General features: G+C 66.9%; 25 protein-coding genes and 1 tRNA gene. 22 read left to right on the top strand and 4 right to left on the bottom strand.

The features are described from left to right. Positions 1–185 precede the first annotated feature (185 nt). The 19 genes from ACTIEW_RS13875 to ACTIEW_RS13785 all read left to right on the top strand — a co-directional run bounded on the left by ACTIEW_RS13875 (position 186) and on the right by ACTIEW_RS13785 (position 14,340). Complete coding sequence (locus tag ACTIEW_RS13875; protein WP_439478492.1) at positions 186–311, top strand: hypothetical protein; 126 nt, start codon at positions 186–188, stop codon at positions 309–311. Between the two features lie 94 nt (positions 312–405). Further along, a complete protein-coding gene (locus tag ACTIEW_RS13870; RefSeq protein ID WP_439478491.1) occupies positions 406–1,740 on the top strand; it encodes a hemolysin family protein in 1,335 nt (444 codons plus the stop codon). Positions 1,741–1,850: 110 nt separating this feature from the next. Beyond that, positions 1,851–1,926 (top strand) — tRNA-Trp (locus ACTIEW_RS13865). Between the two features lie 64 nt (positions 1,927–1,990). Next, a complete protein-coding gene (secE, locus tag ACTIEW_RS13860) occupies positions 1,991–2,281 on the top strand; it encodes a preprotein translocase subunit SecE (protein ID WP_439478490.1) in 291 nt (96 codons plus the stop codon). Positions 2,282–2,292: 11 nt separating this feature from the next. After that, complete coding sequence (gene nusG, locus ACTIEW_RS13855) at positions 2,293–2,871, top strand: transcription termination/antitermination protein NusG (protein ID WP_439478489.1); 579 nt, start codon at positions 2,293–2,295, stop codon at positions 2,869–2,871. Positions 2,872–3,159: 288 nt separating this feature from the next. Then, positions 3,160–3,591, top strand: coding sequence for a 50S ribosomal protein L11 (rplK, locus tag ACTIEW_RS13850; RefSeq protein ID WP_439478488.1), 432 nt, complete (start codon positions 3,160–3,162; stop codon positions 3,589–3,591). 4 nt (positions 3,592–3,595) lie between these two features. Then, positions 3,596–4,285, top strand: a complete 690-nt coding sequence (rplA, locus tag ACTIEW_RS13845) for a 50S ribosomal protein L1 (protein WP_439478487.1) — start codon at positions 3,596–3,598, stop codon at positions 4,283–4,285. 129 nt (positions 4,286–4,414) lie between these two features. Further along, a complete protein-coding gene (locus tag ACTIEW_RS13840) occupies positions 4,415–4,849 on the top strand; it encodes an NUDIX hydrolase (RefSeq protein ID WP_439478486.1) in 435 nt (144 codons plus the stop codon). A 54-nt stretch (positions 4,850–4,903) separates the two neighbouring features. After that, positions 4,904–5,485 carry a DUF2059 domain-containing protein gene (locus ACTIEW_RS13835; RefSeq protein WP_439478485.1) on the top strand — a complete coding sequence of 194 codons (582 nt, stop codon included), beginning with the start codon at positions 4,904–4,906 and terminating at the stop codon, positions 5,483–5,485. 81 nt (positions 5,486–5,566) lie between these two features. Continuing rightward, positions 5,567–7,369, top strand: coding sequence for a M3 family oligoendopeptidase (locus ACTIEW_RS13830; protein WP_439478484.1), 1,803 nt, complete (start codon positions 5,567–5,569; stop codon positions 7,367–7,369). Positions 7,370–7,413: 44 nt separating this feature from the next. Continuing rightward, positions 7,414–8,754, top strand: coding sequence for a serine hydrolase domain-containing protein (locus tag ACTIEW_RS13825; RefSeq protein WP_439478483.1), 1,341 nt, complete (start codon positions 7,414–7,416; stop codon positions 8,752–8,754). 85 nt (positions 8,755–8,839) lie between these two features. After that, positions 8,840–9,085 (top strand): aa3-type cytochrome c oxidase subunit IV, encoded by a 246-nt coding sequence (locus ACTIEW_RS13820; protein ID WP_439478482.1) that lies wholly within the window; start codon positions 8,840–8,842, stop codon positions 9,083–9,085. A gap of 79 nt (positions 9,086–9,164) precedes the next feature. Continuing rightward, positions 9,165–10,298 (top strand): Re/Si-specific NAD(P)(+) transhydrogenase subunit alpha, encoded by a 1,134-nt coding sequence (locus tag ACTIEW_RS13815; protein WP_439478481.1) that lies wholly within the window; start codon positions 9,165–9,167, stop codon positions 10,296–10,298. After that, entirely contained in the window at positions 10,295–10,678 is a 384-nt protein-coding gene (locus ACTIEW_RS13810) for a hypothetical protein (protein WP_439478480.1), read from the top strand. Before ACTIEW_RS13815 ends, ACTIEW_RS13810 begins: the two co-directional genes overlap by 4 nt. A gap of 2 nt (positions 10,679–10,680) precedes the next feature. Beyond that, the gene (locus ACTIEW_RS13805) at positions 10,681–11,019 is read left to right on the top strand and encodes an NAD(P) transhydrogenase subunit alpha (RefSeq protein WP_439478479.1); all 339 of its coding nucleotides are present in this window, start codon (positions 10,681–10,683) and stop codon (positions 11,017–11,019) included. Continuing rightward, positions 11,016–11,309: a hypothetical protein gene (locus ACTIEW_RS13800; RefSeq protein WP_439478478.1), complete on the top strand. Its 294-nt coding sequence runs from the start codon at positions 11,016–11,018 to the stop codon at positions 11,307–11,309. The genes ACTIEW_RS13805 and ACTIEW_RS13800 overlap by 4 nt, the downstream gene beginning before the upstream one ends. A gap of 15 nt (positions 11,310–11,324) precedes the next feature. Further along, on the top strand, positions 11,325–12,785 hold the full coding sequence (locus ACTIEW_RS13795; RefSeq protein ID WP_439478477.1) for an NAD(P)(+) transhydrogenase (Re/Si-specific) subunit beta: 1,461 nt from the start codon (positions 11,325–11,327) through the stop codon (positions 12,783–12,785). Between the two features lie 389 nt (positions 12,786–13,174). Continuing rightward, entirely contained in the window at positions 13,175–13,900 is a 726-nt protein-coding gene (locus ACTIEW_RS13790) for an alternative oxidase (protein WP_439478476.1), read from the top strand. Positions 13,901–13,914: 14 nt separating this feature from the next. After that, positions 13,915–14,340, top strand: coding sequence for a DUF1801 domain-containing protein (locus ACTIEW_RS13785; protein WP_439478475.1), 426 nt, complete (start codon positions 13,915–13,917; stop codon positions 14,338–14,340). Here the strand turns inward: ACTIEW_RS13785 and ACTIEW_RS13780 are convergent, their stop codons facing one another. Then, positions 14,341–14,571, bottom strand: a complete 231-nt coding sequence (locus ACTIEW_RS13780) for a hypothetical protein (protein WP_284222325.1) — start codon at positions 14,569–14,571, stop codon at positions 14,341–14,343. An 86-nt stretch (positions 14,572–14,657) separates the two neighbouring features. On the opposite strand from ACTIEW_RS13780, the gene ACTIEW_RS13775 reads away from it, so the two are divergent. Continuing rightward, a complete protein-coding gene (locus tag ACTIEW_RS13775; RefSeq protein ID WP_439478474.1) occupies positions 14,658–15,641 on the top strand; it encodes a helix-turn-helix transcriptional regulator in 984 nt (327 codons plus the stop codon). A gap of 69 nt (positions 15,642–15,710) precedes the next feature. On the opposite strand, the gene ACTIEW_RS13770 is transcribed toward ACTIEW_RS13775, so the two are convergent. Beyond that, the gene (locus tag ACTIEW_RS13770) at positions 15,711–17,480 is read right to left on the bottom strand and encodes an ATP-binding protein (protein WP_439478473.1); all 1,770 of its coding nucleotides are present in this window, start codon (positions 17,478–17,480) and stop codon (positions 15,711–15,713) included. Between the two features lie 78 nt (positions 17,481–17,558). Beyond that, entirely contained in the window at positions 17,559–18,992 is a 1,434-nt protein-coding gene (locus ACTIEW_RS13765; protein ID WP_439478472.1) for a helix-turn-helix domain-containing protein, read from the bottom strand. A 153-nt stretch (positions 18,993–19,145) separates the two neighbouring features. On the opposite strand from ACTIEW_RS13765, the gene aceA reads away from it, so the two are divergent. Beyond that, positions 19,146–20,423, top strand: coding sequence for an isocitrate lyase (gene aceA / locus ACTIEW_RS13760; RefSeq protein WP_439478471.1), 1,278 nt, complete (start codon positions 19,146–19,148; stop codon positions 20,421–20,423). Positions 20,424–20,441: 18 nt separating this feature from the next. Continuing rightward, positions 20,442–20,651 (top strand): hypothetical protein, encoded by a 210-nt coding sequence (locus tag ACTIEW_RS13755; RefSeq protein WP_439478470.1) that lies wholly within the window; start codon positions 20,442–20,444, stop codon positions 20,649–20,651. A gap of 8 nt (positions 20,652–20,659) precedes the next feature. On the opposite strand, the gene ACTIEW_RS13750 is transcribed toward ACTIEW_RS13755, so the two are convergent. Further along, complete coding sequence (locus ACTIEW_RS13750) at positions 20,660–22,942, bottom strand: ATP-binding protein (RefSeq protein ID WP_439478469.1); 2,283 nt, start codon at positions 22,940–22,942, stop codon at positions 20,660–20,662. Positions 22,943–22,983: the final 41 nt, after the last annotated feature.

Below are 22,983 nucleotides of genomic sequence, written 5' to 3'. Positions count from 1 at the left end.
CCGCCGAGCCAGCCAACGAACAGAGCGGCCCCTGGAGCGATCCGGGGGCCGTTTTGCTTTGTGCGCCGTCCTTCTCCCGCAAGGGGAGAAGGACGGTTAAGACGCCCCATCCTCGTGCAGCCGCTTGCGCGGAACCGCCCCAAGGTCCTTACGTTCGCACTACGGACGTTAGGGATTCAGTAACCATGCGGCGCGCGCTTCGGATCGGCCTGTTCATCGGCACCTTCATCGGCATGTCGGCCTGTGCCGCCATGCCGGACGACGGCTCGCGCGGGGGCTATGGCGGCGTCGAGGTCGGGCGCACGCGCTGATCGCCAAGGAAACCGTGGCGGCGAGGGCGAAATCCCCCTATCATCCCGCCTGCGGACGCCGACTGTCGCGCCGCGCCGGTTTCGACCCCCCTAGATGTTAGCCTTCGCCATCGTCGTCGTTCTGCTCCTGGTGGTGCTCAACGGCCTGTTCGCCATGACCGAGCTGGCGGTCGTCTCGTCCCGCAAATCCAAGCTGCAAAGCCGCGCCGAGCGGGGCGACCGGGGCGCGCGCGCCGCCCTGAAGCTGGCCGAGGAGCCAACCCATTTCCTGTCGGCCGTGCAGGTCGGCATCACCCTGATCGGCATCGCCGCGGGCGCCTATGGCCAGGCGGCGATCGCCGGCGAGCTGAACCTCATCCTGGAAGGCGCCTTCCCGGCGCTGGCGGCCTATACGGAAATCTTCTCGACCGTTCTGGTCATCGTCTTCATCACCTATGTCTCCGTGATTGTCGGCGAACTGGTGCCCAAGCGGCTGGCGTTGATCTTTCCGGAAACCATCGCCTCCAAGATGGCGGCGCCGATCTCGACCGTGGCCATCGTGCTGAAGCCCTTCGTCGTGGTCCTGACCGCCTCGACCTCCGCCATTCTCAAGCTGATGAACGTCAAGGACCGCGACGGCTCGGACGTCACCCAGGAGGAGGTCGAGACGATGATCGCCGAGGGTACGGCGTCGGGATTGATCGAGCCCGAAGAGCAGGAAATGATCGAAGAGATCCTGCGCCTCGGCGACCGCCCCATCCGGGTGGCCATGACGCCGCGCCACGAGGTGTTCTGGATCGCGCTGGACGACAGCGAGGAACAGCTGCGGCAGGAGGTGCGCACCTGTCCCTATTCACGCATTGTGGTGGCGCGTGAGAATGACGTCGATAATCCGCTGGGCGTCATCCACAAGAAAGACCTGCTGGACAGCCTGCTGGACAACGGCGAGTTCAACGTCGAGCGTCTGGTGCAGACACCGGCCTTCATTCCGCAGTCGACCTCGGTGCTCAAGGCGCTCGGGATCATGAAGGCCTCCAAGGTCCATATGGCCTTCCTGGTCGACGAGTACGGGGCCTTCGAAGGCGTGGTGACGGCGACCGATCTGCTGGAAATGATCGCCGGCGACTTCGACGAGGGTCACGACGACGCCGACGTCAATGTGCGCCTGCGCGAGGACGGAAGCTGGCTGGTCGACGGCCAGACCGACATCGACGAACTGGCTGACGCGCTGGGCGAGGATTTCGGCGAGGCCGACGGCTTTCACACCATCGCCGGCCTGGTGCTGCACCAGTTGTCGCGGGTCCCGAATGAGGGCGAAATCCTGCAGCTGGGCCGGTTCGAGGTCGAGGTCATCGACATGGACGACCGCCGCATCGACAAACTTCTGTTCAAACAGGTGGTCAAGCCTGAGGACGAGGCCCGGGCCGTGGCCGAACAGTACGAGGATTAGCGCCCAAGCCGCTTGAAAACCCCCGCGCGGTCGGGCATACGCCGCGGTCTGGCGAAGCCGAGCGCGCCTGGGGGAGACCCTCCGGCGCGTTATAGTTTTGTCCGGAACCTAGGAGTGTAGCTCAGCTGGTAGAGCATCGGTCTCCAAAACCGAGGGTCGTGGGTTCGAGTCCCTCCACTCCTGCCACTTTTCACTGACGGGGCGCGTCCCCATCTGCACCGTCAGCAAGTTGAAACGAGACCAGAAGACCATGGCCAAGGCCAAGAGCCCCTCGGGGCGCCGCACCCAGCCCGTCCAGCCGGCGATCGCCGGGAACGCCGTGGCGGCCGAGATGGCCGCGCCGAAGAAGCGCACCTCGATTCCGCAGTTCATCAGCCAGGTCCGCGCCGAAGGGCGCAAGATCGTGTGGCCGAGCCGCAAGGAGACCTGGATCACCTCGGTGATGGTGCTGATCATGGTCGTGATCGCCGCGATCTTCTTCTTCGTGGTCGACGCCGGTCTGTCTGTGGCTTCGCGCTATATCCTCGCGATCGGCCAGTAGGAAACACGCCCATGACCGACGCCGCCCCCGCCAAGCCCGCCGCCAATCCCCGGCACAAGTGGTACATCGTCCACGCCTATTCGAATTTCGAGAAGAAGGTCGCCCAGCACCTGACCGATCAGGCGCGCCAGCAGGGCCTTGAGGACTGTTTCTCTGAAATCCTCGTGCCGACCGAGGACGTGGTCGAGATCCGCCGCGGCCGGAAGGTGAACTCCGAGCGCAAATTCTTCCCCGGCTATGTGCTGGTGAAGATGGAGATGACCGACGACGCCTATCACCTGGTCAAGAACACGCCGAAGGTCACAGGCTTCCTGGGCGCCGCGGGCGGCACCAAGCCGCTGCCGGTGTCCGAGAAGGAAGTCCAGAACATCATCGGCCAGGTGGAGGAGGGCGTGGAACGTCCGAAGCCCACCATCCGCTTCGACATCGGCGAGACCGTCAAGGTCATCGACGGACCCTTCGCCAGCTTCGAGGGCCAGGTCGAGAGCGTCGACGAGGACAACGCCCGCCTGCGCGTGGCCGTGTCCATCTTCGGCCGCCCGACCCCGGTCGATCTGGAATACAATCAGGTCGAGAAGAACGCTTCGTAAGCTTGATCCGCTCATCCCGGCGAAAGCCGGGACCCAGTGCTTTGGGTGATCGATCCGCGCGGATGGCGCTGCACGCTTGTCCTGAAACGTCGACGTCAAGCTGGACAGGACTGGGTCCCGGCTTTCGCCGGGATGAGCGGATTGTATTTTGCCTGAGTTTCCGCTAAACGCGCGCCTCGCTCTTAGGGGCGGTGCGGGTTCGCCCGCATAAATCCGTGGGAGGCAGCCATGCCACGACCACGGCTCACCGGTCCTGATTGAGTTCAGGGCCACTGTAAGGAGAGACCAATGGCCAAGAAGATTCTGGGCTATATCAAACTGCAGGTGCCGGCCGGCGCCGCCACGCCTTCGCCCCCGATCGGGCCGGCGCTGGGCCAGCGCGGCGTCAACATCATGGGCTTCGTCAAGGAGTTCAACGCCCGCACCGAGAAGGAAGTCAAAGGCACGCCCCTGCCGACGGTGATCACCGTCTACCAGGACAAGAGCTTCACCTTCGTCACCAAGACCCCGCCCGCGACCCACTTCATCAAACAGGCCGCAGGCATCACCTCGGGCTCGAAAATGACGGGCCGCGAAGTGGCCGGCAAGATCAAGCGCAGCCAGCTGCGCGAGATCGCCGAGAAGAAGATGAAGGATCTGAACGCGAACGACCTGGACGCCGCGACCAAGATCATCGAAGGCTCGGCTCGCGCCATGGGCCTCAACGTCGTGGAGGGCTAAGCACATGGCCAAGCAAACCAAGCGCACCAAGGCCCATACCGGCGACACGCTGGTCCCGATGGGCTTCGCCGAGGCGATCGCCGCCGTCAAGACCAACGCCACCGCCAAGTTCGACGAGTCGATCGAGATCGCCGTCAACCTGGGCGTCGATCCGCGTCACGCCGACCAGCAGGTCCGCGGCGTCGTGAATCTGCCGTCGGGCACGGGCCGTGACGTTCGCGTCGCCGTCTTCGCCAAGGACGCCAAGGCGGCTGAAGCCCTGGCCGCCGGCGCCGACATCGTGGGCGCCGAGGATCTGTACGAGAAGATCAACGGCGGCTTCATGGACTTCGACCGCGTCATCGCGTCCCCGGACATGATGGCCCTGGTCGGTCGTCTGGGTAAGGTGCTGGGCCCGCGCGGCCTGATGCCGAACCCCAAGGTCGGCACCGTGACTCCGAACGTCGCGCAAGCGGTCAAGGACGCCAAGGGCGGCGCCGTCGAGTTCCGCGTCGAGAAGGCCGGCATCGCCCACGGCGGCATCGGCAAGGCCTCCTTCACCCAGGAAGCCCTCGAAGCCAACGTGAAGGCCTATGTCGACGCCCTGCAACGCGCCCGCCCGTCGGGCGCCAAGGGCACCTACGTTAAGCGCATCACCCTGTCCTCGACCATGGGACCGGGCTTCAAGATCGACCCGGCGTCGCTGAACGCCTGATCGGCCTGGCAGACTGAAGACGACGGCGGCGGAGACCGATCTCCGCCGCCGTTTTCGTTTGCATGGAATCTTCCGATAACGGACGGTTCTGTTCGACCCCGTTCCACCGGCCCGGACCGACCTGCATTGATGACGAACCCGGCGATCCGCACCCAACCGACCGAACGGCGCCAGGTCGCGGCCCTGCCGTGGCGGGCAGGGGCGAACGGGCTTGAGATACTGCTGGTCACCTCACGGGAGACGCGCCGCTGGGTCACGCCCAAGGGCGGACGGATGGCCGGCAGGTCCGACGCCCAGTCCGCCGCCCAGGAGGCGCTGGAAGAGGCCGGGGTCGAGGGGGTGGTGACTGACGCGCCGATCGGAACCTTCCGCTATCTGAAAATTCTGAAGCGCCGCGCGCCGCGCTGGTGTGTGGTCGCGGTCCATGCGTTGGAGGTGCGGGTTGAGCACGGCACGTGGCAGGAAAAGGCCGAGCGCGAACGGGTCTGGATGTCCGCGGAACAGGCCGCAGCCAGTGTCGGCGAAGCCGATCTGGCCGAGATCATCCGCGCCTTTCGGCCGTGATCGGGGGTTGTGCGGCGAGCAGCCCTGAGTGATCATATCCAGCAGGGGGTGAGCATGCGTTTCATTGTTGTCTGTGTGGCTGCGGTTCTGGCGGTCGTCACGGTTCCGGCCGCGCCGAGCGCCGCCCAGCCCCTCGAACAGGCCATGACGTCGCCGTCTCCACGCCGGATGGCGCTGGCGCGTCAGTATCTCGATCTGATGATGACCGACCAGTTCGAGGGCGTGGTTCACGAGATGCTCGGCGCGGAGTTCGAGAACGATAGCGCGATGCAGGCGCTGCCGGACGAGGAACGGCGCTTCATCCTGAGCCTGACCGCCGAACTGACCGCCGACATGGTTCCGCAGATGATCACGGAAATGGTCCCGGTCTATGCCGCTACCTTCACCGAGGAGGAGTTGACCGCGTTGGTTGCCTTCTTTGACACCCCGATGGGCCGTCTGATCGCAAGCAAGTCGGTCGAGGTGATGCCGGAAGCCAATCGGGCCGTTATGGCCGTGGTGCCGCAGTTGCTGGAGAAGATGGCCACGCGGATGTGCCAGCATTACGGCTGCACCCCGGAGGAGCAGCGGCAAATGCGTGAGGGTATGCGCGAGGGCGCCGGTCTGGAGCCGGCCAGCGCCAGCCGTAGCAAATAGCCGTTCACGCTCGAGGGTCTCGACATGATGCATCGGCGCTGACCGTTGCGTCGGGCTGCCGCCATCCCCACAACGGAGGGCATGAACGCACCCTGCAAGACCCCGACCGATCCGCTGGACGCCCCCGTCTGGGATCTGTCCGACCTGTACGCCTCGCGCGACGACGCCCGCATCGAGACTGACCTCGCCCGCACGCGCGGCATGGTCGACGAGCTGAATGCGCTGCAAGGTCGGCTGGTCGCGGCGCGGGGCGAGCCCGCAACGCTGGGCGAGCGGCTGGACCGGGCCGTGACCCTGTACGAGCAGGCGTCCGACATTCTCGGCGCGCTGGGGGCCTATTCATTCCTGACCGCATCGACGGACCGCAATGACGCCGCCGCCCAGGGCTTTGAGGCGACGGTGCGGGAGAAGCTGACGGCCATCGCCACGCCGACGGTCTGGGTCACCCTTGAGGTCAACCAGCTGGAGGAGGCCGAGATCGAGGCGGCGCTGGGGGCGAATCCGGCTGCGGCGCGCTGGCGGCCGTGGCTGAGGCGGGTGCGGGCGATGAAGCCGCACGAACTGTCCAACGAACTGGAGACCTTTCTGGCCGAGCGCGGCCCGATCAGCGCCCAGTGGCCGCGCCTGTTCGACGAGACGCTGGCGGCGATGAAGGTCAAGGCGGGCAAGGATGAGCTGACCCTGTCCGAGGCGCTGAACCGTCTGTCCGATCCCAAGGCGGCCCGGCGCAAGGCGGCGGCCGAGGGGTTGAACGAGGCGCTGGCGGCGCGGACGCAGACCATGGCGCTGGTGATGAACACCGTCGCCGCGGACAAGGTGCTGGAAGACAAATGGCGGGGCTTCAAACGACCGGCGGACGCGCGTCACCTGTCCAATGAGGTCGACGGGGAGTCGGTGGACGCCATGGCCGAGGCCGTGGCCGCCGCCTATCCAAACCTGTCGCACCGCTATTACGCGCTGAAAGCCCGGGCCATGGGCAGGGCGAAGCTGGACCAGTGGGATCGAAACGCCCCGATCGAGACCAGCGCCCCGCGCGGCTATGACTGGGCGGCAGGCAAGCAGCTGGTGCTGGAGAGTTTCGCCGACCTGGGGCCGGAGTTCGCGGACCGGGCCGGGGGCTTCTTCGACCGGCCGTGGATCGACGGCAAGGCGCGGCCGGGCAAGCAGTCGGGCGCATACGCCCACCCGGTGACGTCTGACCGGCATCCCTATGTGTTCCTGAACTGGATGGGCGAGCGGCGTGACGTGCTGACGCTGGCGCATGAACTGGGGCACGGGGTGCATCAGACGCTGGCGGCGGGGCAGGGCAGTCTGTTGGCCGACACGCCGCTGACCCTGGCCGAGACGGCGTCGATCTTCGCCGAGGGATTGACCTTCGACCGGCTGCTGAAGACGGCGCCCAAGGCTGAGCAGCGCGGTCTGCTGGCCGGCCGGATCGAGGACGGGCTGAACACCGTGGTGCGCCAGATCGCCTTCCACCGCTTTGAGACGCGGTTTCACGACGAGCGGGCGGCGGGCGAGCTGGCGGCCGAACGGATCGGCGAGATCTGGATGCAGGAGGTGGCGGCCTCGCTGGGCCCGGCGATCACGCTCAACCCCGGCTATGAACACTGGTGGAGCTATGTCAGCCATTTCGTCCACTCGCCCTTCTATGTTTACGCCTATGCGTTCGGGGACCTGCTGGTGGCGGCGCTGATGGAGACGCGGGCCAGCGATCCCGAGGGGTTCACGCCGCTGTACCGTGAGCTGCTCGCGGGCGGCGGATCGCGCGGCTATGTCGAAGCCCTGGCGCCGTTCGGCCTCAACCCGCGGGACCCGGCGTTCTGGACCATCGGCACGAAGCGGCTGGAAGGGCTGATCGACCGGTTCGAGGCGCTGGTCTGACGCGCGGCGTTGACGGGCCGGTTTGTACGCGCGAGCGTCCCGCCATGCGCACCCTGATCCTCGCCGCGGCCTTGCTCGCTCTCCCGCTGTCCGCTCACGCCCAGACCCCCGCGCCCGCGCCGTCGCCGGCCGTCCGCGCCATGGCCGCCGGTTACAAGGCCCTGACGGTCTGCAGCGCCCTGAAGACGGCCGAGGCGGCGGGCGGGTCACGGACGCTCGAAAGCGTTGAGGCCAATGAACTGGTCGGCGTCTATCCCGAGATCGACGCGATTGTGCGGGAGATGCCGGTCGAGATCGGCGCGTGGCAGGTGTCTGTGCCGTGGGACGAGGCCATGCCGCCGCGAGTGGCCGTCTTCTCGCCGGGCCGGGGGTGCGCCATTCAGCCGGTGGGCTGGACAGGTGAGAGCCCGGAGATTTTCCCGCCGGGCGTGCGGGTAAACGAGCCTTTCGTCGTGGCCGACCCGAGCGGCAATGCGGCCCTTCTGAATGAGACCGTCCAAGGGGCCTTCGAAGGCCGTTATGGCGAGGGCGCCAACACCACGGCCGTGCTGGTGCTTCAGGGCGACCGCCTGGTCGCGGAGGAATACGGCATGGGCTTCGGCGTCGACACGCCACAGCGGACCTGGTCGGTGGGCAAGTCGCTGGCCGGGACGATCATCGGCGCGGCGGTCCATCGCGGCGAGGCGGATGTGAACGGCCCGGCCGCCATCGCTGACTGGAGCCGGGCGGGCGATCCGCGCGCGGCGATCACCCTCGATCAGTTGATGCGGATGGCCTCGGGTCTGACCAGCGACACCGCCGGAAACCGCACCGACGCGCTCTATTTCGGCGGTGTGGGCATCGACGAACAGGCCACGACCTGGCCGCTGATCGCGCCGCCGGGGTCGCAATACCGCTACGCCAACAACGACACCCTGCTGGCGGTGCTGTCGATCGCGCCGACGTTCGAGCGGCATCCGCCGGCCGAGCTGTTTCGGCGGCTGGGCATGTACGACACCTGGGCCGAGACCGACTGGCGCGGCAACTACATGCTATCCAGTCAGGTGTGGACCACGGCGCGCGACCTGGCCCGGTTTGGCCGGCTTTACCTGAATGACGGCGTGGCCGACGGCGAACGCATCCTGCCCGAGGGCTGGCGCGACTATGTCTCGCGTCCGTCGGGACCCCAGCCGGGCGGCGCCCAGGGTTATGGTGCGACCTTCTGGCTGATGAACAATTCGGAGGGCGTGCCGGCGGATACGATCTCGGCCAACGGCAACCGCGGACAGTATGTGATCATCGTGCCGAGCCGCGACATCGTCATCGTCCGGCGGGGCGAGGACCCGACCGGCAAACGGTTCGATTTCATCGCCTTCACCCGCGACGTCCTGACCGCCCTGGAGTGACGGCGATTTGATCCGGACGTCTTGAGCGTTACGCAGGGCTCGCTATAAGGACGCCACCCGCCGTTCCAGATTCCCGGACCCGATCATGGCCGACCCGCACCACGCTTCCGACGACTACGTCCGCGGTTCGCAGGAAATCAGCGAGCAGGAGTCGACGTTCGACGCCTTTGTCGGCCTGACCAAATGGGGCTCGCTGATCATCTCGGCGACCCTGCTGCTCCTGACCATCTGGTTCCAGCCGGGCGGCGGCTTCATCCCCGCCGCGATCTCGACCGGGGTGCTGCTGGCAGCCGGGTTCTTCCTCCTGAAGTCCTCGCCCAAGGCGCATTAGGCGCGCTGACGCGCGCTCTTTGACGCGCCCTCCCGGATAAGCCTAACGTCGTCCGTCGAGAGATGACGGAGGGATTCGCTTGGCTGTCGCCATCGCTGTGACCCGCGAACGCCGAGACGGCGAGACGCGCTGCGCCGTCACCCCGGAAACGGTGAAGAAATTCGTCGCCATGGGCGCGACCGTGACGGTGGAGGCCGGGACCGGGACGGGCTCCTCCATTCCGGACGCGGACTATACCGCCGCCGGCGCGACCGTGGCCAAGGACACCAAGGCGGTGCTGTCGGGCGCGGACATCGTGCTGAAGGTGCGCGGACCGACGGCGCAGGAGACCAGCGCGCTGAAGCCGGGCGCGATCGTCGTGGCCCTGCTGGACGCCTATCGCGACAAGGAGACGGTGACCGCTCTGGCCGGGGCGAACGCCACCGCCTTCGCCATGGAGTTCGTGCCGCGGATTTCGCGGGCGCAGGTGATGGACGCCCTGTCGTCGCAGGCGAACCTCGCCGGCTATCGCGCCGTGATCGAGGCGGCCTGGGCCTATGGCAAGGGCTTTCCGATGATGATGACGGCGGCGGGCACGGTGGCCCCGGCCAAGGTCTTCATCATGGGCGTGGGCGTGGCGGGGCTGCAGGCCATCGCCACGGCGCGGCGGCTGGGGGCGGTGGTCACGGCTACCGACGTCCGGCCCGCGACCAAGGAACAGGTGGAATCGCTGGGCGCCAAATTCCTCGCCGTTGAGGACGAGGAGTTCAAGAACGCCCAGACCGCCGGCGGCTACGCCAAGCCGATGAGCCCGGAGTACCAGGCCAAACAGGCCGAACTGACCGGCGAGCACATCAGGAAACAGGACATCGTCATCACCACGGCCCTGATCCCCGGCCGTGCGGCGCCGGTGCTGGTCAGCGCGGCCCAGGTGGCGACGATGAAGCCCGGGTCGGTGCTGATCGATCTGGCGGTCGAGGCGGGCGGCAATGTCGAGGGCGCCAAGGCCGGCGAGGTGGTGACCACCGCCAACGGCGTGCAGATCGTCGGCCATACCAACCTGCCGGGCCGGATCGCCTCGGACGCCTCGTCGCTCTACGCCAAGAACCTGGTCGCCTTTGTCGGGCTGATGATCAAGGACGGGGCGCTGGCGCTGGATATGGAGGACGAGATCCTCAAGGCGTCGGCGGTGACGCACGGCGGGGCCGTGGTGCATGAGGGGGTGAGGGGATGAGAAAACTTGCGCGGTTCGTAGCGACGAGCACGCTCGTCGTCGGGTGTTTGGCTGCCTTGTTACTGGTCATTGCCGCCCTGAATTTGCTCGGAGCATATGGAGCCGGGAGTGCACTGGTGCTGTTCGGCTGGGCGTTTGGTGTGTTCCTCACGGCCGCATCCTCGGCCTGTATTCTGAGCCTTCTTGCGTCGATAGATGAGCGTTTGCAGGCTGCCGGACATTCGATTGCAAGTGACGTGTCGCCGGGTGAGTGGAACGAAGATGAAGCAGTCCTCCGCGAGCAGTTTGGAGCGCCGGGGGTCAAAGCCGCTTCCGACGACGAGATAGACGCCGACTTGGAGTCCAAATTGAATTTCCAGCGCACTCACGGGCGGAGCTAAGTATGGAACACGTCGATCCCACCATCTTCCGGCTGGCCATTTTCGTGCTGGCGATCTTCGTCGGTTACTATGTCGTCTGGAGCGTCACACCGGCCCTGCACACGCCGCTGATGGCGGTGACCAACGCCATCTCCTCGGTGATCGTGGTCGGCGGGTTGATCGCGGCGGCGGCCTATAGCGGCGACGCCGGGCCGAACGGCTGGATCGCCAAGGGGGCGGGGGTGGCGGCCGTGACCCTGGCCAGCGTCAACATCTTCGGCGGCTTCATGGTCACCCGGCGCATGCTGGCCATGTACCGCAAGAAGGAAAAGCCCAAGGCTGTGGAGGCGGCCAAGGCGTGACCTTCGACGCTCTCCAGCTCGCGGTCGGCGCGTCCTGGGTCGCCACGGGGCTCGGGGCGGGGCTGTGGCTGTGGAGCTGGCTCCGCGAAAAGGACGCCATCCGCAAGCTGCGCTTTCTCGACTGCGGGGTGGTGCTGCTGTTCGCCTCCATCCTGCTGCGCATCGTGGCCCAGGAAAAGCCGATGAGCATGTGGGACTGGGCCATGATCTTCGTCGCGCCACTGTTCATCGCCGCCGCCCTGTGGCGGCTGGCGCGCACGGCCTGCCCGCCGCCCGGACGATCAGATTGAGGGAAGACTGACCGCATGAATGCATCCTTCGCGGCCCTGGCCTATCTGGTCTCCGGCGTCCTGTTCATCCTCAGCCTGCGCGGGCTGTCGAGCCCGGAGACGAGCCGGCAAGGCAATACCTTCGGCATGATCGGCATGGCCCTGGCGGTCGGCGTGACGTTGGCGACATTGTGGACCAGCAGCCAGTTGGACTCCGCGACGCAGGTAGCCATCCCGTTGCTGGACCCTATGACCCTGGGCCTGATCGCCGGAGGTGTGGTCGTCGGGGGCGGGGCGGGAGCCCTGATCGCCTCCCGCGTGCAGATGACCCAGATGCCCCAGCTAGTGGCGGCCTTCCACAGCCTCGTCGGCATGGCGGCCTGTCTGGTGGCCATCGGCGCGGTCTATGCGCCTGACAGTTTCGACATCCTGAAGGTTAGCGGCGATCCACTCAGCGGCATCAAAACCCTTTCGATCATCGAGCTGGCGCTGGGCCTCGCCATCGGCGCCATCACCTTCACCGGCTCGGTGATCGCCTTCGCCAAGCTGGACGGTCGTATGAGTGGCGCGCCGATCATTCTGCCTGCGCGGCACCTGATCAATATCGGCCTGCTGCTCGGCCTCGTGGTCCTGATCGGGGTGATGATCACCTCGGGCGGGACGGCGGTCTGGGCCTTCTGGGGCATCTTCCTGCTCGCCCTGATCCTCGGCGCGACCCTGATCATCCCCATCGGCGGGGCGGATATGCCGGTGGTGGTGTCGATGCTGAACTCCTACTCCGGCTGGGCCGCGGCGGCGCTGGGCTTCACGCTGGAGAACATCGCCCTGATCATCACCGGGGCGCTGGTGGGCAGTTCGGGCGCGATCCTGAGCTACATCATGTGCAAGGCCATGAACCGCAGCTTTATCTCGGTGATCCTGGGCGGGTTCGGCGGCGACGCGGCGACCGGCGCGGCGGGCGCGGTCGAGACCCGGCCGGTAAAACAGGGCTCGGCCGAGGACGCCGCCTTCATCATGAAGAACGCCTCGAAGGTCATCATCGTCCCCGGCTACGGCATGGCCGTGGCCCAGGCACAGCATGCCCTGCGCGAGATGGCCGACAAGCTGAAGGCCGAAGGCGTCGAGGTGAAATACGCCATCCACCCCGTCGCCGGCCGCATGCCCGGCCACATGAACGTCCTGCTGGCCGAGGCCAACGTTCCCTATGACGAGGTGTTCGAGCTGGAGGACATCAACAGCGAGTTCTCAAGCTGCGACGTCGCCTTCGTCATCGGCGCCAACGACGTCACCAACCCGGCCGCCAAGACCGACCCGCAGAGCCCGATCTACGGCATGCCGGTGCTGGATGTGGAGAAGGCCGGCACGGTGCTGTTCATCAAGCGCGGCATGGCGGCGGGCTATGCCGGGGTCGAGAACGAGCTGTTCTTCCGCGACAATACGATGATGCTGTTCGCCGACGCCAAGAAGATGGTCGAGGGGATCGTGAAGGGGCTTTAGGGCTTCACGAACAACGTGTCGCAACGCGCATGTCGCTCACTGTTCGACTGGTTGAGCATCAGCCGTTCCGTTTGGTCATCGCCAAACCAAACGAGCGCATCAATCGACTGCCGAGCCGCAGGGATCTGTTTGTTGGGATTCTCAGCGTCCCTGTAAGGTGGCAGGCCCGGTCTTTTCTCCTCGCCTCCCATCACGGCTTGAACGTCCAGAACTGGGTCCCGGCTTTCGCCGGGATGAGCGGAGGGGGGAGGTGGCCCGGCACTCTGAACACCCCGCTGCGTCACCATGCCCGCCCCCTGCAACAATGGGTGTGCGCTGTTCACGGCTCTGGCGCGTTATGATGTTCAGTGCCGACCCATCAGGGCCGAAGCGCCTGAAAGCCCACCCCCATGGTCAACAAGATCCTCGCTCCCGACGACCGCGCCCTCGATGAAGAAAAGGACGCCGAGCCCGTCGTCCACCACGAGCCCAAGGGCTTCTCCGACCGGTTCGCCCTCGGGTTCACCAAGCTCCTGAGAGTCTGCGCCGACACCTTCTTCGCCAAGAAATACGGCCACCGGGCCATCGTGTTGGAGACCGTCGCGGCGGTGCCCGGCATGGTCGGGGCGACGCTGCAGCATCTGCGCTGCCTGCGCGAGATGCGGGACGACGAGGGCTGGATCCGCACCCTGATGGAGGAGGCGGAGAACGAGCGGATGCACCTGATGACCTTCATCGAGGTGGCCAGGCCGACGTATTTCGAGCGGCTGGTGGTCCAGCTGGCGCAGGCGGTCTTCTATATCGGCTTCTTCCTGCTCTACCTGATCTCGTCGCGCACGGCGCACCGGGTGGTCGGCTATTTCGAGGAAGAGGCCGTCATCAGCTACACCCTCTATCTGAAGGAGATCGACGAGGGACGCTCGCCCAACATCCCGGCCCCGGCCATCGCCATCCACTACTGGAAGCTGCCGGCCGACGCGACGTTGCGGGACGTGGTGATCAAGGTCCGGGCCGATGAGGCGCACCACCGCGACGTCAACCACGGCTTCGCCAGCACTCTGGCCAAACTGCCGCCCAGCCCTGTACCGTCGGCCCCCTATCCGCCCCATGCCACGGAGTTGAGGGGCGCGGCCTGAGGGGAGGGGCGACGATGGCCTATGAGGCCAGGACCAAGCCGACCGAGGTCTCGGTGGCCGACTTCATCGCGGCCGTCGAGAACCCGCAACGCCGCGCAGACGCCGAGACGCTGTGCGCGCTGTTCGCAGAGATCAGCGGCGAGCCGCCGAAGATGTGGGGGCCGTCGATCATCGGCTTCGGGCGGTATCACTACCGCTACGCCAGCGGGCATGAAGGCGACGCGCCCCGGCTCGGGTTCTCGCCGCGCAAGGCCCAGACGGTCGTCTACGTCATGTCCGGGTTCCAGGGGCAGGAGACGATGATCGCGCGCATCGGCAAGGTGAAGACCAGCGTGTCGTGCATGTACGTCAACCGGCTGGACCAGATCGACCTGGGCGTCCTGCGCGAAATGGCCGTCGCCTCGCTGGCGCACATGAGCAAGCTCTATCCCGACGACTGATCAGGCCGCCATGCGGAAGTCTTCGGCCGGGTCGAAGGCCGGGCGGGCTTCGTCCCACAAGGCGTCCTCGTCGGCGTAGCGGGCCGACAGGCGGGCGTCGATGACGTCGATCACCTGTTCCTCCAGCCGGTCCCAGATCACGGCCAGATCACCGCAGCCGTCGGCCTCGCACGGCACGATCAGATAGCGGCTGGCGGCGACGGCGGCGTGGGGGGCGAAGGAGCGGGCCATGGGATGTCTCCGGCAAGAGGGTGTCTGTTGAGACTCACCATGGAGCAGCGTTGCGTCAAAAACGGTCGTATGCGATCTTCGGTTCCATGAGACAGGACAAGGCGGCCGTGGTGATCGAGCTGGCGCGGCGGATGGCCGCCAGCGCCGAAGGCTTGACCCTGGACGAAATGGCGCAGGAAAGCGGCGTCGGCCGTCGCACCGCGGAGCGGATGCGGGATGCGGTCCTGGCCCTTTATCCCGCTGCCGAGGAGGTGTCAGACCCTCCCAACAAGCGCTGGCGCATCCGCGGCGGCCTGTCGGCCTTTGAACAGGCCCCGACGACGACCGAGCTGGTAGAGCTCAGCAAGGCGGCGCAGGGATTGCGGGCGGCGGGCGAACCCGGCCGGGCAGCGGCGCTGGAAGGGCTGGAGCGCAAGCTGAAGTCGGCCATGCGCTCGACGACCCTGAACCGGCTGGCCCCCGACCTCGAGGCGCTGGTGCGGGCGGAGACCATCGCGGTCCAGGCCGGACCACGTCCGTCGGCGGACGAGGCGGTGCTGGCCGAGATACGGCAGGCGATCCTGGCGGGGCAACCGCTGGGCTTCATCTACAGCCGGCCGGGAGCCGAGGCGCGGCGGCGCAGCGTGGCGCCGTGCGGGGTGATGTTCGGCCGCGCCAACTATCTGGTCGCCGCCGACCGGGAGAGCGGGCGGATCCAGACCTTCCGCCTCGACCGCATGAGCGCGGTCCGGGCCGAGGACGGCGTCGCCTCGCCGCCCGCGGACTTCGACCTGCAGGCCTTCGCCAGCCAGTCGTTCGGCATCTATCAGGACGAGATCGAGGATGTGGTGCTGCGGGTCACGCCGGGCGGCGCGGCCGAGGCCCGGGCCTGGCGCTGGCACCCGACCCAGACCGTCGAGGATCGGGCGGACGGCGGCGTTGAGGTCCGGTTCCGGGCCAGTGGTATGCGGGAACTGGCCTGGCATCTGTTCAGCTGGGGAGATCAGGTGCAGATCGTCGCCCCGGCGCGGCTGAAGGACGTGATGAAGGGCGAACTCGAGGCGGCCGCCCGGGCCCTGAAAACCTCCTGAACGGGCGTCCCGTGTGACCCTGTGCCGCGCAAGCCGACAGGCCCTCCAATGGTTCGGGCGGGCAGCCCTTCAGGCGACCTCGGTCATCCCGGACGGGCCCGGGCCTTCGAGCGCGCCCAGGGCGTTCAGCAGTTCGGCGGCGTTGAGCGGCTTGGCCATGTGGCGGTCCGCTCCGGCGGCCGTCGCCTGCGCGACGTGTTCGGGCAGGGCGTTGGCGGTCAACATGATGATCGGAGTCCGCGCCCGCGTCCCGGCGGCCTCGATGGCGCGGATCGCCCGGGTCGCCGTCAACCCGTCCATGACGGGCATCTGCATATCCATGAGGATGACGTCGAAGGACTGATTGGAAACGGCTTCAACCGCCATGGCGCCGTCCTCGACCAGCACCAGGTCGACGTCCGCCTGGGACAGGACCAGTTCCACAACCTTCCGATTGGTTGGGTGGTCATCCGCGGCAAGGACACGGAGCCGGCGTGCTGGTCCCTGTAGCGCTGCTACCATGGGCGCCGCGGGTTCGGGCTGGATTTCCGTTGATGCCGTAGGTTCGAGCGGAACCACGAAACTGAAGGTCGAGCCCCGTCCTCGCTCGCTCTTGCAGAAGATCTCACCCCCCATCAGTGCGACGAGTTCGCTGCAGATCGCCAGGCCGAGGCCGGAGCCGCCAAACCGCCGCGTGATTGAGCTGTCAACCTGTTCAAAACGGTTGAACATTCGCTCTGCGCTCTCCGCGTCGAAGCCAACGCCCGTATCCTCGATCGAGAAATGGAAGCGGGGCGCTCCCTTCGTCATCTCTCGCGAGCCGGTCACCCGGACGTGACCCGTCTCGGTGAATTTGATCGCATTGGAAATCAGATTGGTCAGCACCTGCTTGAACCGGACCACGTCGCCGAGCACCTGGACGTCAATCTCGTCGTCCAGCACAAGAACGATCTCCAGGCCTTTGGCCTCGCCGATCGCCGCATGCAGCTGAACGACGTCCTGCACCGCCCTTGACAGGTCGAAGGGGGCCGGGTGGATTTCCATCCGCGCAGTCTCGATCCGCGCAAGATCGAGGATGTCGGACAACAGCTGCTGCAGCACCCGCCCCGACGACGAGATAAGACCCAACATGGTCTGCTGCTGGGCGGAGAGAGACGTGAGTGACAGGGCGTCACTGACCGCCAGTACGCCGTTCAGCGGCGTGCGGATTTCGTGACTCATGTTTGCAAGGAATTCGCTCTTGGCTCGATTGGCGGCCTGGGCTTTGTGGGTCTGCTCCTCGAGCAACTCGGCCGTTTGCTTGAGGCGCATGTGAGCCCTGTAGGAGCGGATGGCGGAGCTGGCCCCAAACGAGACCAGCAGCGCCATGGACAGGCCCAGCAGGATCCGGTCCGTCAAAGTGCCGGACAGCCAGAGCGGCAGCGACAACAGGCCGAGGGCGGGAGGCGTACCCGCCGCGATCATATGGATCGGCGTCTCGTGGCAGGACGCGATGATGTAGAGGGCGATGGCGGCCAGCAGGGCGATGGCCAGCAGGGTTGAGACGGGAGTGCCGGCGAACCACATCAGCAGGGCGCAGAATACCCAGGCGCTTGCGGCGACGGCCGAGGCTGCAACCCTGAGGGCCCGCGCAGCGCCAGGGCGGCGTCCCATAAATTCGGGATCGGTCGACCGCCAGAGCATGACCTCGGCAATGACCGAAACAACCCACCAGCTGACCGCCAGCCCGCCGACCGGCGCCAGGGAAACCAGAAGAACAGCGACCGACAGCAGCACTCGCTCAACGGTCTTGGCTCGCGTGGCCGGAGCGGATTGATCAAATTCCGCGTCGAACCCGAGATGGAAACTGCTGAACGCCAAGTCTTACTCTCCCTCGGCGCCCTGACTACATCGGGACTGGTGCCTTCGGCGTTAACGTGGAGCTGTGCTGAACAGACGTCAGGGGGACTGAGGGAGAAACGGATACGGACTGACCGACTTGGCCCAGTCATCCACCACCAGCGGCCGATCGATGGGCGGGGCGGCGCGCTCGGCGCAGGGGTGGCGGTGACAGAGGCGGCAGGCGGGGCCGATGGGGGTGACCTCGGGCGCTGTCAGATCGAGACCGCGGGCATAGGTCAGGCGGTGGGCGTGTTTCAGCTCGCAGCCGAGGCCGATGGCGAGATCCTGGCCCTCGGTGAAGGCGCCAAAGGACGATCCTGCCCCCTGCCGGTCGACAGTGCGCGCGAGGGTGAACCAGCGGCCGCCGTCCGGGGTCTCGATGATCTGGGTGATGACCCGGCCCGGCGTGCGGAAGGCGCTGTGAAGCCGCCAGCGTGGGCAGGCGCCGCCGAAGCGGGAGAAGGGGAAGGCGCCGGAGGCGAACCGCTTGGAGATGTTGCCGGCCTGGTCGACCCGCATGAGGAAGAAGGGCACGCCGCGCGCCGTCGGCCGCGACAGGGTGGTCAGGCGGTGGGCGGCCTGTTCGTAGCTGACGCCGAAGCGGGCTTGCAGGCGACCGAGGTCGTAGCCGGTCTCCTCCGCCGTGCGCTGGAACGGGCTGTAGGGCATCAGGATGGCGGCGGCGAGGGTGTTGGTCAGGGAGACCTTGAGCAGGCGGCGGGTGGGTTCGTCGGGCGTCGTGGCGGCGCCGGCCAGCGCCGTGAGTTCGGCGTCATGCTCGGACAGGGCCAGCTGGAAGGCGACGGCGAAGGCGCGGGACGAGGGGCCCAGGGTCTCGGACAGCAGGAGCCGCTTGCGGTGCGGGTCGTAGCGGCGGGTCCATTCCACCATGACCTCGGCGGGCAGGGTCCGGACGGTGAGACCGTGCCGGGTCTGGAGGCGGGCCCGCACGCGGGTCTCGAACGGTTCGCCGGGAGCGTCGGCGGCGAGGGCCCCGGCCAAGGCTTCGCCGAGGAGGTCCAGTTCGGGGAAATGGTTGCGGCGCGACTGGACGTACTCCCGGACCCAGTCGGCGGGGCTGTCGTCGCCGCCTCCGGTCTCGGCGCCGTCGCGGGCGCGGCGGTCGGAGAAGGCGCGGTACAGGCGCAGCAGGGCGTCGGCCGCGGCGGGCTGGTCCTCGGCCAGCTGGACGATCTCGTGGCGCGGCACAGCCAGACCCTGGAAGAGAGGGTCGGCGAAGGCCTCAGCCAGCTCGGCCTCCGAGGCCGGGCCGGCGGACTGGCCCAGGGTGCGCAGGTCGACGTCATAGGCAGCGACCAGCCGCATCAAAAGCTGGGCGGTGACCGGGCGCTGGTTGCGCTCGATATGGTTGAGATAGGAGGGCGAAACGCCCAGATCGCCGGCCATGGCGGTCTGGGTCAGGGCCAGATCGCGGCGCAGCCGCTTGAGGCGGCCTCCAAGGAACAGCTTGCGGTCAGCGGCGGCGTCCATGCCCGCAGTTAGTCACAAAATGACTTAACGGTCTATGTCACATCATGACTGAATGACCCGAATGTCGTGGCGACTGAAGTGTCATTCGTGACTGGCGCGTGTTCTGCTCCTCGAGACCCGCGGCGATGTCCGCCCTCCCGAGCCGAGACCGACATGACCAGCTTCGCCCACCTCGTTCCGTCCCCGGTCGGCCGTTTCGACGGCATCGAACGGCCCTATACGCCGGAAGACGTCCTGCGCCTGCGCGGCTCGATCCCGATCACCCATACGCTGGCCGAGCGCGGCGCCAACCGGCTGTGGGAGTTGCTGCACGACGAGCCGTTCGTGAATGCGCTCGGCGCCGTGACCGGCAATCAGGCCATGCAGATGGTCCGGGCCGGGCTGAAGGCCATCTATCTGTCGGGCTGGCAGGTCGCCGCCGACGCCAATACCGCCGGGGCCATGTACCCGGACCAGTCACTGTATCCGGCCAATGCCGCGCCCGAGCTGTGCCGCCGCATCAACCGCACCCTGCAACGCGCCGACCAGATCGAACACGCCGAGGGCGGGGCCAGGCGCGACTGGTTCGTGCCCATCGTCGCCGACGCCGAGGCCGGATTCGGCGGGCCGCTGAACAGCTTCGAGATCATGAAGGCCTTCATCGAGGCGGGCGCCGCCGGCGTCCATTTCGAGGACCAGCTGGCCAGCGAGAAGAAGTGCGGCCATTTGGGCGGCAAGGTGCTGATCCCGACCCAGGCGCATGAGCGCAACCTGATCGCCGCCCGTCTGGCCGCCGACGTCATGGGCGCCCCGACCCTCATTGTGGCCCGCACCGACGCCGAGAGCGCCCAGCTGATCACCTCGGACGTGGACGAGCGCGACCAGCCCTTCATCGACCGCGAGAGCCGCACGCCCGAGGGCTTCTTCCGCCTGAAGGCCGGTACCGGACTGGACCACTGCATCGCGCGTGGCCTGTCATACGCCAAACATGCCGATGTCCTGTGGTGGGAGACCTCGCATCCGGACCTCGACGACGCCCGCCGCTTCGCCGAGGCGGTGCACAGGGAGCATCCCGGCAAGCTGCTGGCCTACAACTGTTCGCCCAGCTTCAACTGGAAGGCCAGGCTGGACGAGGCCACCATCGCCAAATTCCAGCGCGAGCTGGGGGCGATGGGCTACAAATTCCAGTTCGTGACCCTGGCCGGCTTCCACAGCCTGAACAATGCGATGTTCGAACTGGCCGATGGCTACCGCGACCGGGGCATGGCGGCCTATTCCGAGCTGCAGCAGCGCGAGTTCGCCAATGAGGCCGCCGGCTACACCGCCACCCGCCACCAGCGCGAGGTCGGCACCGGCTATTTCGACCAGGTCGCCACCGTCATCTCGAGCGGCCAGTCGTCGACCACCGCCCTCAAGGATTCCACCGAGACCGCCCAGTTCGTGGCGGCCTGACCAGGCAGGAGAGAGATCATGCAACCCCTGAACAGCCCCACGGCCATCATCGATTTCTGCCTCGCCCCGCTGAATCTGGACCCGGGGACCGAGGCCGAGCGCGAGGCGCGTCGTCGCCTCGAACACGTCATCAAGACCTTCCGCGCCAAGGCGGCCCAGCCGGTCAGCGTCGACTTCTCGCGGATGCCCTCCCAGGTCATCAACGAGGCCGCGCACGGCTACGAATAGGGCTGCTGCTAGGCCGCGAGCGAAGCCGCCGCGGCATGGGGCAGTGTCGCCACCAGTTCGAGCAGTTCGGCGGCGTCGAACGGCTTGGCCAGATGGCGGTCCGCGCCCGCGGCCTCGGCCGAGGCGATATGTTCGGCGAGGGCATTGGCGGTGAGCATGACGATGGGCGTGCGGGCCAGACCCATGGCCGCCTCGTTCAGCCGGATCTCGCGGGTCGCCGTCAGGCCGTCCATGACCGGCATCTGCATGTCCATAAGCACGATGTCGAAGTCGCCGTCGCGGCAGGCCCGAACCGCCTCGGCGCCGTTCTCGACCGAGGTCAGTTCGACGTTCGCCTGGGCCAGGATCATCTCGACGACCTTCCGGTTCACCGGATGGTCGTCGGCCAGCAGCACGCGGATGATGGCGGCTTCGTCGTCCGCCGATTGGAGGACCACGCCGGGCGCCGCGACCGGCGCTTCGGCGGCGTTGAAGGGGATGGTCAGGATGAAGGCCGATCCGCCGCTCGGCTCGCTTTCGCAGTCCAGATCGCCGCCCATCAACTCGGCCAGCTGGCGTGAGATGGCGAGGCCCAGGCCGGACCCTCCGAAGCGGCGCGTGATGGCGCCGTCGGCCTGTTCGAAACGGCTGAACAGGCGCTCGCGGGTGTCGCTGTCGAAGCCGATGCCGGTGTCCTCGATCGAGAAACGCAGCGTAGGCGAGCCGGCCCGGTCCGGTCCGGGGGCGGCGGTCAGGCTGACGAAGCCGGTTCCTGTGAATTTGACCGCGTTGGACACGAGGTTGGTCAGAATCTGCTTGATGCGAACCACGTCGCCGAGGATCCAGCGGTCCGCTTCAGGGGCGATTTCGACGAAGAACTGCAGCCCTTTCGCCTCCGCGGAGGTCTCATAGAGTTGCGCCGCCTCGCGGACGGCTTGTCCGAGATGAAAGGCGTCGTTGGCGAGTTCCAGACGACCGGATTCGACCCGGGCGAGGTCGAGGATGTCGCTGAGCAAAACCTGTAGCGTGAGGCCGGAGGACTGGATCAGCTCCAGCATCTCTTCCTGCTGGGCCGACAGGGAGGTTTTGGCCAGCGCCTGGGCTATGCCGATGACGCCGTTCAGGGGCGTGCGGATTTCGTGGCTCATATTCGCCAGGAACTGGCTCTTGGCGCTGTTGGCTGACTGGGCGACGTCGCGCGCCTCGGCCAGGGCGCGGGCGTCGTTCTTCAGGTCGGTGATGTCGGTGCAGACGGTGACGATGCCGCCGGCCGCCGTACGGCGGTCGGAGACCCTCAGCCACCGGTCCCCCGCGATCCGCTGTTCCATGGTGGTGGTCAGGGCCCGACGGGAGTCGAGACGTTCCTGAATCCATTCGGCCTGTCGTCCCTGCGCGTCAGCGTAGAGACCCTCCTCCAGACCGATCCGGATGATCTCCCGGAAGGTCATGCCGGCCTTCAGCGTCGAGGCCAGTTCGGGATTCATCTCGGCATAGCGGTGGTTCCACAGCACCAGTCGATCGTCGGCGTCGTAGAAGGCCAGGCCGTCGGGCATGGCGTCGATCGCCTCGCGGATTTGGCCCACGGCGCTCGATCGGCTGACCCAGCCCGTCCAGGCGACGATGCAGGCGATGCCCACGATTCCCGCCACCATGGTGATGATGACGCCCGTCATGACGGTTCCCGAGACGGTCGCGCCTGTCAGCGCTGCGGATTGAGGGCTGATCGTCATGGCGCTCATGGACGTGAAGTGCAGCACGACCACCGCAACGGCGCCCAATATCGTGGTGGCGATCAGCCGCTTCAGATCGGGGCCGTAGACGAAGGCCCCCGCCAGACCGGCGATGGTCATCCCTGCAGCGACGGCGACAACAACCAGCTCCGGCCGCCAGCTTATCGCGCCGGACATCTCGATCGCCGCTATGCCCACGAAATGCATGGCGGACACGCCGGCCATGGCCAGCACTCCGCCAAGGGCGCGGTGCACCCGCCCCGGTAGCGTCATGCCGATGGCGGCGGCCACCGCGAAACTGACCAGAACCGTGGCGAACGAGCCAATGGTCATCCAGACGCCGTAGCGGATCTCGCCACCCGGCTGATAGCCTTGCATGGCCAGGAAATGGGTCGAGAATATCGCCAGCCCGGCGACGAAGGCCGCCAGCAAAGACGTGTGGCGGCGTCGGCGGCCGGACATCTCCTTCGCCTCGACCAGCAGACGCAGAGCCGTGCCGATACCGATCACGCAGGTCAAACCGGCGGCCAGCGTCCAGCGCCAGTCGTGTTCAAACGCGATGCAGTAGAGAATCCGGTCCAAGACGCCCCCTTCGAATGGCCATTCTGGAGCCAAGGGGTGAA

The organism is Brevundimonas sp., from assembly GCF_051860745.1.
Classification (GTDB): domain Bacteria; phylum Pseudomonadota; class Alphaproteobacteria; order Caulobacterales; family Caulobacteraceae; genus Brevundimonas.
Note: the sequence above shows the minus strand (reverse complement) of the source record. Positions and strands in the feature narration are given on the sequence as shown.